This window comes from Pseudonocardia sp. ICBG1142 (genome assembly GCF_020496255.1).
Taxonomy (GTDB): domain Bacteria; phylum Actinomycetota; class Actinomycetes; order Mycobacteriales; family Pseudonocardiaceae; genus Pseudonocardia.
This window is the reverse complement of the sequence record NZ_JAHLJC010000002.1, coordinates 19,336-30,688: the sequence shown is the minus strand read 5'-3', so window position 1 is coordinate 30,688 and position 11,353 is coordinate 19,336. Positions and strand designations below refer to the sequence as shown.

Genomic DNA, 11,353 nt, shown 5'->3' with positions numbered 1-11,353 from the left:
ACAACGTGTCGACCTGGCCGCGCGCCATGAGATGCGGCCAGCTCTCCACCGCCGAACAGCGACTTGACACTGTTGCGCAGTGGACCCGTCACCGCGTCGAACAGGGCCCTGACCTTGTCGAGCATCCAGTTGTAGCCGGACTCGACCCAGCCCGACACCGTGTCGGCGAGACCTCCGCCCGCGTTGGCCCAATGCACATGGTTCACGTGACCCGCGCGGGTCTGTGGATTATACGTGTGGGGCCGACCGGATTTCAGATTCACCGCGCCTGGCTGTGTGTGAATCAGCTCGTAACTGCTCGGATAATTGCTGGCGATCCACCGGTTGACCGACAGCATAAACGGCATGTCTAGTGGCCGTGGACCTGCAATGTCAATTGCTTTTCCTCTGCCGTGCATGTCGGCAGCGCCCGGCCGCATAGTGTCAGTGATGCGGGCCCGTGGGATTCCCTGCTTAATCGCCGCCGACAGTTCTTGCCACGTCACCGGCCCACCGGTGGCGAAAGCCGGTAATCCGCCGGTCAGCAACCGTTCACGCCATCGAGCAACAGCTCCGTGACCGCCCGCAGCACGTACTTCCCGCGCGGTCAGTACGTGCTCGCCGTGGGACAACCGGGCAATGATGGAATCGCTGGTCGCACTGCCGGGCCCCCGGACAGCACCGCCGACAGCAAACGTCGGCGCGGGCTTGAAGTCCGGTAACGGGATAATCGCTTTCGCCTGGTTCCAGAGGCCGCCGATGCCCTTGTTGTACACAGTGTCGACCACCCACACGACAGGCTTTTTGAAGCCGTCACGCAACCGATCCCACACGCCGACGATGCCGTCGACCAACAACGTGAATGTGTCTTTGAACCAGCGGACGCGGTCCGCGAACGCCTGAAACAACGGGTGCAGATGCGTGCCATACACCGACGTGAACATGTCCGACATCCGCTGCCAGCCAGCTTTGATCAGGTCGAACACCGGCGATAGGGCATTGTTCCACAGCCAGCTGCCGACAGCGGCAAACGCCCGAAACACAGGCGCCACAATCGTGTCGTAGCACCACTGGATCAGAGTACACATGAGCTGCCACGCCAACTTGATGCCGTTACATGCGGGTCTCAACGCGTTCTCGCTCAGCCAGCTAGCCATCTCGGCGAAAGCCTCGAACGTCGGCTTAATCAGCGTGTCGTAGCACCACTGGAACGCGACGCCGAGACCCTTCCAGGCAAGTACCAGCGGACCGATCGCCAGCGCAATGATCGCCTGGCCGACAAAGATGGCGATATCGTGGAATAGGTCGAGAACTGGTTTAATCAGCGTGTTCCAGGTCCACGAGATCGCATCTCCCAGGCCCGTCCAGGCCACAGTGAATACGCTGGATATCCAGTCGCCCACCGATTGCAGCTTCGCCCACAAATTGAGAATGCCTTCGCGGAACCAGTCCACATTGTTCCAAGCCCACACGATGGCTGCGACGAACGCCGCCAGCGCGATCACGACGAGCGCAATCGGATTTGCCGCCATGACCGCGTTGAACGCCGCCTACGTAACCGTGCAGATTTTCATCCACGTATTGACCAGCATTTGCTTCGCAACGGTCCACGCGAGCCCGTTGCGGAACGCTGCGTACGCATTCGTGCACAATTCCACGGACTTCTTGGCGCCGTCCCACGCAATTTTCGAACCCTGCACGACCGGCGTCAACGCAAGCTGCGCAGCCTATACGGATGCCACCGCGATCTTCTGACCGATGAACGCCGCAGACACCGCGCCGATCGCGATACCCAGAGCCGCCGCGACCGACTCGTGCGCCGAGAGCCAGTCGCCGAACTCGCCCAGCACGTTCATGAGCGGCCGTAACGCGACCATCGCGGCACCAAACGCGACGCCGAGCCCTACCATGATGCCCCGGAACACCGGAAGCGCGCCCTGGACGAGTCGCGCGACCGCTGACCGGAAGTCCTCGATCGCAGCCGTGACACCCCAGTCGTCAGCGGTCCTCTTGATCTCCCGGAACGTGCCGGGGATTTGCCGGAGCCCGTCACTGACTCTCGCGCCGAGCTGTGCGATCTGTGGCGCCCACCGGTCGGTCATGGGCTCCAGCATCTCGCCGAGCGTTATGCGCACGTTGTCAGTGGCGATCTTCCACTGGTTCTTCATCGATGTACTGGCGCTCTCGGAGCCAGCAATCGTCATCTGGAATGCTTTACTGCTTCCGCTGCCGATCGTGGTCAGCACGTCGTCGATCTTCACGACGCCTTCGGTGACCATCTTCTTGAGCTGTTCGGTCGTGACGCCCATGTGCTCGGCAAGCGAGGCATAGATCGGGACGCCGGTCTAGGACAGCTGCTGAAGGTCCGAGGCGTACACGCGGCCGGAGTTGACCATCCGCAGCAGCGCGTCGTTGGCGCGTTCCATCGCGGACGAGTCGCCGCCAGCATTCGTGATCGAGGCGCCCACATTGCGGAGGACATCTTCGGCCTGCTGGCCCTTGACGCCCATGTAGGCGAGCTGCTGGCTCGCTTTCGCGTAGGCCTGGTACTCGATCGGTGAGTTCGACGAGAGCCGCTTCAACCGCTCCATCATGTCCCCGGCGTCCTGCGCGGACCCGTAGAGTCCCGTCAGCGTCAGCCGCGTGTTCTAGATGTCCTGTGCGGCCTGTAGTGCGCTGGAGCCGAGGCTTCCGAGTCCCACGGCGGCTGCGAGCCCACCGGCCCTCCGTGCGACACCTCGCAGTGGAGTGTCGATGCCGTTCTGGATCGATGCACCAATCGACTGGGCCGTTGCACGGATAGAGGTTCCCACGCGGGCGAACGTGGAGCCGAGTCCGCCAATCGCGCGGCGACTGACACCGCCGAGTGTGCCCATGCGCCCGGAGAACGCCGATGACGCCGCGCCGAGCTGTGTGAACCCGGCATGGAAGTTCCGCAACGGTTGCGCTGCGGCCTCGAACGCGCGGCGACTGAGCCCACCCAACGAGCCCATGCGACCGGTCAACGCCGATGCGGCACCATCGGCGCTACGGAAGCCCGCGTGGAAGTTCCGTAGCGGCGCCGACGTGCTGTCGAGTGCCCGGCGCGTCGTCGCACCGAACTGGTGCATGCGCGCCGCGACACCGTTCGCCGTCGACTCCACGCGTTGAAAGCCCGCCGCGAACTGCGCTACGGCTGCCGACGCACGTGGCATCTGCGCTGCGAACGCCTGCGCCACGCGCACGGACGCACGCGCCGCATGGCTCTGCACGCTGTCGAACGCGCGACGCATGCCGACGACCATGCGATCGGTCGCGACCCGCATGGGTACACGCACCGGCTGGAGCTTCGCAGCGGTCAGATCACGGCGGACCTGACGTTGGAAGCCGCGCACATCGGGTACCACGCGGACACTGACCTGGGCGGTCGTGAGCGCCACTGTCGTTCACCTTCCTGGTGTAAGCACTGCTGAGAGCGCATCGAGCTGTTGACGTGACCGACGCCGCTCAAGCCGGTCGAACGCGGTCTCCGGTCTCGGCATGAATCGGGTCGACGGCGCCCGACCGCTCTCGGAGTTCACCGCGACCACCGTCGTGCGCAGCGACAGCAACAGGTCCGCGATGTCGGTCAACCGCGCAAGCACCGGGTCATAGCCCCGGTAGCTCGGCGCCACGCGATCAGCACCGGCGTCGCCCTGAACGCCCATGCGTTCGGCGTACTCGTCGTCATCGAGCATCGCGGCTTTGAACGAGCCGTGCTCCGGCAGCCGCGCGCTGAGCCGCACGAGTTTGCTCCACCGGTGTTCGCCGCGGAACCAGTCCAGAAGATCGAGCCCCAGCTCATGGTGCAGGTCGTATTCCAGCTCGGGTCCGTAGCGGTCGATGAGCTCCCAGCAGCGGATCAGTTTCCCATGTCGTCGAGACCCAGATCGCGCATCACGTCGGTGACGAGAGCTTGTAGCGCGGTGATCGGCTCATCCCCGGCGACCCGGCGCAGCTTCGCACCGTTCTCGTCGCCGAAGAGCACGTCGATCTGGGACCACTGGTCGTTCGCGTCCAGCGTCGACAACCGCTCCATCGCCGTCGACGACGGCACATACACGCGCACGACGCCCTCAGCGCCGAGATCGACCTCGGAGTACTTCTCGCGGGACTCGCGGACATAGGCGTCCCACGACCTGCGCTCAGACCTGCTGCTCATCACTTCGTCGGCCCGGGCTTGGCAGCGTCATCATCGGAACCGGAACCGGAACCGTTGCCACCTCGCGGCGGCTTCGGCGCAGGCTCAGGCGACGGCGACGGCGACGGCGAGTCTCCGCTGAAGTCCATGTCGGCGGCCCTCGACTCAAAGCCGGGCCCCGCGAGCACCTGCCGGAAGCTGTACTTGAGGTCCTGGTCCACGGTGGCAGACCACGTCAGTGGATACGTCAGCGCGTCCTCATCCGACCAGGTCAGCTCGCCGTACTCGGAGATCGTCGCGCGCGGCAGCACGTTGATCACGTAGAACGCGTCGCTCCCGGAGCCGTCGATGCCGATCGCGATCAGGCGCCAGTAACGCGTCGACGGCGCGACCTGACGCGTGTAGCTCAGCTCCCCGTCGACAAGTCGGGCCTCCGACAGGTCCACGTTGTTCGACAGCTCCAGCGTCAGCCGCGAGGTCTCCTGCGCGGTCATCGCGAGCCCGGTGACGTCCTTGGTGATGTCACGGCGCGTGGGCTCCACCGAGCCGTGGGACTCGATGTCGCTGCTGTCGGTGTCACGGGACCACTTGTAGCCGTCCTTCTTCGACACCCAGCCGATCGTGCGGTACTCCGGCGGCAGCTCCTGCAGCGCGCCAGCCACGGTGAACGTCTCCGGCACCGGTGCGCTCATCGGCGCCACCGCGACCACCGCGTCGAGAACCTTGCGAATGTTGCCTGCCTTCGCACGCTTGAGCGTGAGAAGGTCCGTGTCAGCCATGTGAGCTGTCCTCCATGTAGGGACTGCGTCTGCGCAGTCCGAATCGGTAGCTGGAACTCACCGCGCGGATGTCCAGCCGTGGGTCCGAGAGCTGCTGAGCGGGCGTGACGGTCGACGCGGTGTCGATCAACACCGTGTCGACGACGGTCGCGGCACACGCGAGTACCCGCTGCCGTACGAGACCGTCGAGCGCCCATGACTCCACGCGCGTGGCGCCGTAGCACGTGGTCTCCACGATCGGAGAATCGGTGAGGCCATCGTCGGAGCCGCCGGTCCGGCTCACGCGCACCATCGGCGGTGTGAATCCCTCCGGTGCCTCGGTCACCGTCGGCGCGATGTCGGCGAACAGTGTCACGAGCACCTGTTCGATGTCCGGGAACGGCTCCATGTCGCTCATGCCGACTGCGCTGTACGCCGGAGCCAGAACGAGCCGCGCATACGGCTCGTGCCGAACTCGACTGATGCCGCGTACGGCGCGCTCACCGTGACGTGTGCGACCACGCGGTCGCGCGTGGTGCCGCTGTTGCGCTCGGTGAAGACGTCTACAGAGCCCGCGAGAGCCCCGGTGCGTCGCGGTGCGCTGGCTTGCGCCGATCGCGCGATTCGCCGAGCGACCGCAGCAAGCTCCCGTTCGAGCCTGTCGCTGTTGAGCACCTGCGACAGGTCCACGGAACCTTCATAACGCACGACCTGTCACCCTTCGTATCGTTTTAGCTGCACTACGTAACCGCCGAGTCGTGACGTGAACGGGGACTCCGCACGGGCCGGAACACCGTCCACGTCGAACCAGCTGCCGTCGATGTTGACTTGATCGCCTGCACGGGCCTCCGTGCTCTGTGCGGGCACATAGCACTCGATCCGAGTGCTCGTGCGGTTCTGGCGGCCGTCGGAGTCGTCATGGCTCGACGCGATCCCGATCACCCACGGACTCGTGTCCCAGAACTCGGCGGCCTCCGCGCGGTCGCCGAACGCATCCGGTGGACCCGGTCGACGAAGTTTCACCCGGCGCCTCATGCGAAGTCCCACCACCAGTCAGGTTTCGAGCCACGGCGAACACCGTCGTCGGCTGCACTGATCACCGGCCGGATCGTGAACGCCCCGGTCGCGAGCCCCAGCAGCGCCCACTCGTCTGCGGTGAGCCAGTCGCCGGAGCCCGTCGACGACTGGTCCCGGATCGAGAACGGCCCGATGACCTCGAAACTGCTGGTACCGCCGGTCGGATTACTGATCCGCCGCGCGACGACACTCGCGATCACGTAGTTGACTCGGTCGGCGAAACCGGCCTCACGCGCCACGCGGTCGTCGAGGTCCGGTATCCGCGCCCGCAAGCGTGCTTCGGTCATGGCGATCATGCGCGCGGCGAACTCGCGCTCGGTGTCGGCGAGCTCCCGCATGAGCAGCGTCTCGACGTCAGCGACCGTCGCGTGCATTCCGTCGGCCTCCCGCAGGTCGATGGCCCCAGATGGAATCCGGGGGTCGTACCGGTCGCGACTCCGGTGGAGTCGACTCCGCTGGTTCCGGGGATTCGGTCACCGGGTCCGACTCGGGCTCCGGTGGGTTCGACTCCACGGGGTCCGTAGCTGATCCCGGTGGAGTCGGCTCCGGCCCGGGCGACCCGGTAGCTGGTCCCGGCTCCGGTGCCGGAGGAGTCGACTCCGCTGGTTCCGGTGTCGGCTCCACCGGGACCGCGATCAGCTCCGGTGTTTAGGCCTGCTCCGGGTCCTTGGCGGGCTTACGACCGCCGCTGGCAGCAGCAGGCTTTGCCTTGTCGCCGCTGGTCGCGAGTTCCCACGCGACGAATGCGGTCGGGTCGTTGACGTACCAGCCGAAGGTGCACTCGGCGAGCACCGCGACCTGGTTCGTCTCCCACATCGAGACTCCGCGCACGACCGCCTGGTCCGAGACCTTGATCCGGATCGCGTCGGCGAAGCCGTAGGCGAACTGGGAGAAGTCCCCGCCGATCAGCTTCACGTCGGTACCGGCGTTGTTCCCGATACGACCGGAGACCGCCTTGCCGAACGCCACCGGTAGGCCCAGGAAGCTTCCGACCTGCGCGGTCAGGTTCACCGGGCCCTTGGACTCGACCCCGGTGGCATATGCCAGGTTCCCGAGCCGGTCGCGTGCTGTGGCGAGCTTCGCACGGAACTGCGGGTGCGCGGCAAAGCCGGTGAAGTCGAAATTCTTCTGCTCCGCCGACACGATCAGGTCGTAGCCGGTGAGAATCTGCTCCACGAGACTGTCGGTCGCGTTGACCTGCAGCTTATGGTCGTCGGGGATCGAGCCGATCACGGAGCCGTTGGCGTCGGTGCCCTGGATCGGCTCACCGGTCAGCGAGTTACGGTTGTGGAACGCCGCGAGCTCCACCGCGCGGGAGATCGCGCCGGACAGCTTACCCGCAAGCTCGCTGTAGAGCCCGTCCGGATTCGCCCGCAGGAACTCCTCCGACACGGGCACGATCGTCGCGAACTTCACCGGCGAGAACGTACGCTCCTCACCGTAGGCGAAACCCGACAGCGGCTTGAGGTGACCCTCACGCTCGACGAGCTTCGTGCCGACGCCGACCTGACCGGCCTCGGGATTCGTCGACGCCCGCCGGATCACGTTCTCTCGGATCGACACCGGGATCTGCTATCCCAGGGACAGCAGCGACGAGTTCTCCGCGACCTTGGTGAAGATGTCGCCCGAGACCTCCTTCGGCAGTAGATGCTCTGGCGTGTCCGGGCGCCCGAGGCGTCCCTGACCGTGCGCGATGTCGTCGGTGAACCGGGGATCGATGGGCGCGCCAGAGGCGACATTCACCGGGGCCATAGTCTTCGTCCTTCGTGTAGTGGTCAGTCCCGCCCTAGCTGCGCCTGAATCAAGTCGCGGAGCTGGTTCGCGGGATCAAGTGGTGCAGCATCGCGACGGTTACCGCGACCCTGCGAGTGGTCGACACCGTGCGCGGTGGACCCAGTCGGCGCCGGACGTGTCTGTGTGAACATCCGTGCGAGTTCCACCGCGTCGGCCGTGATCTCGGCGGCATCGGTGCCGCGCAGTCTCGACGCGAAGTCCTCCACGTTCTCCAGCGGCACGCCTGCGTTCACCGTGGCCCGGTAGCGCAGATGCTCCAGTTGGGCCGTGTTCAGCGCCTCCACGTGCTGCGCGTTCTGCTCGGTGAGCTGCTGGTTCTACGCGGTCAGCGCGTTCTCGGAGCTTCGCCGTCGGGCGCACTCGTCGCGCACCGCGCGGAGCTCCTTACGCCAGTGCTCGGGAAGTTCCTCGAACTTGAGCTCGGCCGTGGCGCCAGTGTCGGTGTCTGTCATGGGTCCTCCTGGGGCCTCATGCGGCTCGCCGGGAGCCGTCGGTAGCCAGTGAGCGCCGGAACGCGGTCACTGCTGAGGCACCCGTGGTGCCTCGTGTGGAATCGATCCACTGCTGCTCTGCGCGCATGAACTCTGCGCGACCTGGAAATGAATGTTTTGTGAACACCGGTACGACGACGCAATCACAGTGATTGTGGAAACTCGTCATGGCTCCCGCGCTGACAGCCGACCGGTACACGGGCCCACGGCTGATCAACATCAGGCAAAACGCACACGACGACGTGCCGCCGCTGGTGCGCGCGAACCCGAGCGCGGACCGATCTGTGTGCGTCAGGTCCATGACTCGCAACCGTGGCGCAGCACGTGTGTGTCGAGTCACGGTCGCTACCGCGTGTGGCAACGACGTGAACCGGTGCCCCGGCCGCAGACCCACACGCGCGAGACCCGACGCGAGCGCCGAAGAGCCATAGCGCCGCTACGGTAAGCTGACATGCGACCGCGCGCCGACGTGAACGTCACGTTGACTCTGGTAGAACTCGTCCGCCAGGTGCTCCAGCACCCGACGGGCGCCGAGCACCGTGGACTCCAACGCCCCCGCGACCGCGACGACATCAGACTCGACCGGCTCCGCATCCAACAGCGGCGTCAACACCGACGCTGCTGCCACACTCACACGAGCCGCGACGACGTTCTGGGACCGCTTGAACTCACTCAACCGCACCGCGTGGAGCTTCCTCGCGCGGTGGCGGCACCAACGACTCAAGTACCTGCTGCAACGGATCACCCGACATTAGCGACCGGTACAAGGCCCGCTTGTCCGCGTCATAGCCGAGTTCCAGCCACGCGCCTTCCACCGGCAGAATCCGCGACTGCACGAGCTTCACGACCGCATCAGCTTTCGCCGCCACCGTGGGCGTCGACGCATCCGACCACGTCGTCGACACCGGTAACTGTGCACCCGCGACCAGCCGCAACGCGATGTCACTGACCTGCGACCACGCGGAGCCGAACCCAGACTGCTTACGTTCAGCACGCTTGACATGCCGCGACTCGCCCGAGCGGATCGCATCGGCAGAACTCGGATTCCCGTTCGGCGAAATCCCCAGATAGTGCACCGGTAGGCCCGTCAACGACGACACGACCTTGCCGTACAGCTCAATCGTCTTCGTGAAGTTCTCAAGGCTTGCCCCGTCGAGCTGCACCACGCGGGCCTCAGCGTTGCTCAGCGCGTTCAACCGGCCGAGATAGCCCTCCCACACCGGGATCGGCTCGCCGGTTTCCGCGTCCACGAAGTCATCGCGCGATGCACCGATCACGTACCTCGACGGCACCGCCAGTGTCTCCGACGCCGCCGACAGATTAGTCGCCGTCCGACACACCGCGTCCACGATGGTCATCACGTCTTTCATCTCGGTCTCACCGAACCAGTCGGTGACCCGAGACCTGTTGACCACCGGCACGACCGGCACGACACCCAACCGGTGTTCGTCCTCGTCCACGAGATGCCAGCGCGCATGACGCTGCTGGTAGCTTCTCGTGACGTTCGGCCCATACAACGTCACGAACAGCTCGCCGGTCTCCGGCTCAATGTAACGGCGCAGAGCCGCCCGCAAGTGACGCCCGAACTGGTCGAACTCCACCGTAAGCGCCTCGGAAGACTCCACCGTATAACGCGGCACCGACGGCTCGTCCGGATCACGGCCGACGACCACAAACGCGATGCCTTGCACGAGAGCTTCCGTGTGCGCCGCATCGGAGGCAACCACCATGTCGTTGCGCTTCCACCACGACCACAGCAGCTCATCGGCGCCCGGATCACCCGTGCGGAAACCGCTGACATCGAGTCGTTCGGCTAACGCGTCCACCGTGGTCCGGCACCAGTTCACCACCGTCTGAAGCGACTGCATTTCCGGCGGCGTCGCAAGACCCAACATCGCCAGGCGCTGCGAGCCTCGATAATAGCGGTCCCGCGTCCGCCGCTTCCACTAGAGGCTGCTGCCCGTCGCGAGCAACCGCTCGATCAGCTCCACATCCGGCATCACCGAAACACCACTACCTTTGAGCCCTGAGATCGCCGTGTGTACGCGTCGGACTCCAACACCGATCGGCGCATGAGTCGTGCGAGTACCAACGACACCGCACCATCGATCTTACGGTCCCGGTGACCGCGCCCCAGCGACACGTATTCTCGATACGGGCGGCGCTGAGCGTTGACCACATGCGTCGTCAACAGCGGGTCCCCGACATGCGGGCACGACTTGTTCGCGATGTCGTCTGCGACGAGTTCTGCGGCCCGCGCGACATCGAGCTTCAACGCGCGCATGTCGAAACCAATCAGGTGCTTCGCCGACGCATCAAGCCACAGCCGATCGCCGTACGCGGTCGGCCAGTCCACCAACACGCGACCTTCCAACGGATGTACGTCCGCAGCGAACGCGCGGACCTGAAACCGATCGAATGCGTCCGCGACAGCCGCGTCGAGCGCCGCCACGTCCAGGTCCCGATGCATCGTCGCTGGGTCCCACGTGAATAGCGGCTGTGCGAGCCCGTCCGACAGTCGACAGCCGATAAGGACCGTGGCGTCTTCGGTGAGCGCCGGGTCTAGAGCCAGCACGATCTCGTCGCCATCGACGATTCGATCGTCACACGCGTTGGCGTCCCAGTCCTGTTTCGAAACCCATGAACTCAGGTCCGACACGATCAGATTCCCGAATTCGCGCATGGAACTCGCCACGGGTTTCATCGGCGCCATGATCTTTGACAGAACCTGCGACTGGTTCACCCACGGACACTCATCGTAAATGTATGCCAGTGTCCGTTCGATCGACGCCGGGTCCGACCAATCGGTGTCTGCGGATGCCTCCCGCGACCAATACAACAGCGGACGCTCGTTCACTGTAGCACCAGTGCGTTCGTTAAGCCAGCTATCGTAGATGTCTTCCGCGACGGAGCCCGAGCCCGGTGACCATGTGTTCATGAGTGCGAGCACCCGGGAACCGTCGACCTTCGTCGCGTTGTCGTCAATGGTCTCCCACAAGCGTCGACCACCGTTGGACACTGTCCACTCGGAACACTCGTCCGCGATGACCAATGTCGGGCGAGAGCCGCGAATCGTGGCAGCCCGCGAGGAGACC

At 65.2% G+C, this 11,353-nt stretch carries 17 protein-coding genes and 1 pseudogene; all 18 read right to left on the bottom strand.

The window, feature by feature from the left end:
* Positions 1-1,511, bottom strand: a 1,511-nt coding sequence (locus KPL59_RS00210; RefSeq protein ID WP_226359526.1) for a hypothetical protein, incomplete at its 3' end; no start/stop codon positions are given.
* Between the two features lie 195 nt (positions 1,512-1,706).
* A complete protein-coding gene (locus tag KPL59_RS00205) occupies positions 1,707-2,288 on the bottom strand; it encodes a hypothetical protein (RefSeq protein ID WP_226358481.1) in 582 nt (193 codons plus the stop codon).
* 36 nt (positions 2,289-2,324) lie between these two features.
* Positions 2,325-2,612: a tape measure protein gene (locus tag KPL59_RS00200; protein ID WP_226351487.1), complete on the bottom strand. Its 288-nt coding sequence runs from the start codon at positions 2,610-2,612 to the stop codon at positions 2,325-2,327.
* Between the two features lie 15 nt (positions 2,613-2,627).
* A complete protein-coding gene (locus KPL59_RS00195; RefSeq protein ID WP_226351485.1) occupies positions 2,628-3,398 on the bottom strand; it encodes a hypothetical protein in 771 nt (256 codons plus the stop codon).
* 6 nt (positions 3,399-3,404) lie between these two features.
* Positions 3,405-3,743, bottom strand: a complete 339-nt coding sequence (locus tag KPL59_RS00190; RefSeq protein WP_226359521.1) for a hypothetical protein — start codon at positions 3,741-3,743, stop codon at positions 3,405-3,407.
* Positions 3,744-3,859: 116 nt separating this feature from the next.
* Positions 3,860-4,159, bottom strand: a complete 300-nt coding sequence (locus KPL59_RS00185) for a hypothetical protein (RefSeq protein WP_226351483.1) — start codon at positions 4,157-4,159, stop codon at positions 3,860-3,862.
* Entirely contained in the window at positions 4,159-4,917 is a 759-nt protein-coding gene (locus tag KPL59_RS00180) for a hypothetical protein (protein WP_226351482.1), read from the bottom strand. The genes KPL59_RS00185 and KPL59_RS00180 overlap by 1 nt, the downstream gene beginning before the upstream one ends.
* Positions 4,910-5,314 carry a hypothetical protein gene (locus KPL59_RS00175; RefSeq protein WP_226359520.1) on the bottom strand — a complete coding sequence of 135 codons (405 nt, stop codon included), beginning with the start codon at positions 5,312-5,314 and terminating at the stop codon, positions 4,910-4,912. The genes KPL59_RS00180 and KPL59_RS00175 overlap by 8 nt, the downstream gene beginning before the upstream one ends.
* On the bottom strand, positions 5,311-5,586 hold the full coding sequence (locus KPL59_RS00170) for an HK97 gp10 family phage protein (RefSeq protein WP_226359519.1): 276 nt from the start codon (positions 5,584-5,586) through the stop codon (positions 5,311-5,313). Before KPL59_RS00170 ends, KPL59_RS00175 begins: the two co-directional genes overlap by 4 nt.
* 24 nt (positions 5,587-5,610) lie before the next feature.
* Positions 5,611-5,919, bottom strand: coding sequence for a hypothetical protein (locus KPL59_RS00165; RefSeq protein WP_226351479.1), 309 nt, complete (start codon positions 5,917-5,919; stop codon positions 5,611-5,613).
* A gap of 8 nt (positions 5,920-5,927) precedes the next feature.
* The gene (locus tag KPL59_RS00160) at positions 5,928-6,347 is read right to left on the bottom strand and encodes a Gp19/Gp15/Gp42 family protein (RefSeq protein ID WP_226351478.1); all 420 of its coding nucleotides are present in this window, start codon (positions 6,345-6,347) and stop codon (positions 5,928-5,930) included.
* A gap of 274 nt (positions 6,348-6,621) precedes the next feature.
* Positions 6,622-7,536, bottom strand: a complete 915-nt coding sequence (locus tag KPL59_RS00155; protein ID WP_226351477.1) for a phage major capsid protein — start codon at positions 7,534-7,536, stop codon at positions 6,622-6,624.
* A gap of 9 nt (positions 7,537-7,545) precedes the next feature.
* The gene (locus tag KPL59_RS00150; RefSeq protein WP_226359518.1) at positions 7,546-7,716 is read right to left on the bottom strand and encodes a hypothetical protein; all 171 of its coding nucleotides are present in this window, start codon (positions 7,714-7,716) and stop codon (positions 7,546-7,548) included.
* Positions 7,717-7,748: 32 nt separating this feature from the next.
* Positions 7,749-8,051 carry a hypothetical protein gene (locus KPL59_RS00145; RefSeq protein ID WP_226351475.1) on the bottom strand — a complete coding sequence of 101 codons (303 nt, stop codon included), beginning with the start codon at positions 8,049-8,051 and terminating at the stop codon, positions 7,749-7,751.
* Between the two features lie 33 nt (positions 8,052-8,084).
* Positions 8,085-8,219 carry a hypothetical protein gene (locus tag KPL59_RS35335; RefSeq protein ID WP_255676110.1) on the bottom strand — a complete coding sequence of 45 codons (135 nt, stop codon included), beginning with the start codon at positions 8,217-8,219 and terminating at the stop codon, positions 8,085-8,087.
* Between the two features lie 475 nt (positions 8,220-8,694).
* Positions 8,695-8,886, bottom strand: coding sequence for a hypothetical protein (locus KPL59_RS00140; protein ID WP_226359517.1), 192 nt, complete (start codon positions 8,884-8,886; stop codon positions 8,695-8,697).
* Positions 8,887-8,926: 40 nt separating this feature from the next.
* Positions 8,927-10,180, bottom strand: a pseudogene (locus KPL59_RS00135) (phage portal protein); the annotation flags it as partial.
* 77 nt (positions 10,181-10,257) lie between these two features.
* Positions 10,258-11,256 (bottom strand): hypothetical protein, encoded by a 999-nt coding sequence (locus tag KPL59_RS00130; RefSeq protein ID WP_226359516.1) that lies wholly within the window; start codon positions 11,254-11,256, stop codon positions 10,258-10,260.
* Between the last annotated feature and the right edge of the window lie 97 nt (positions 11,257-11,353).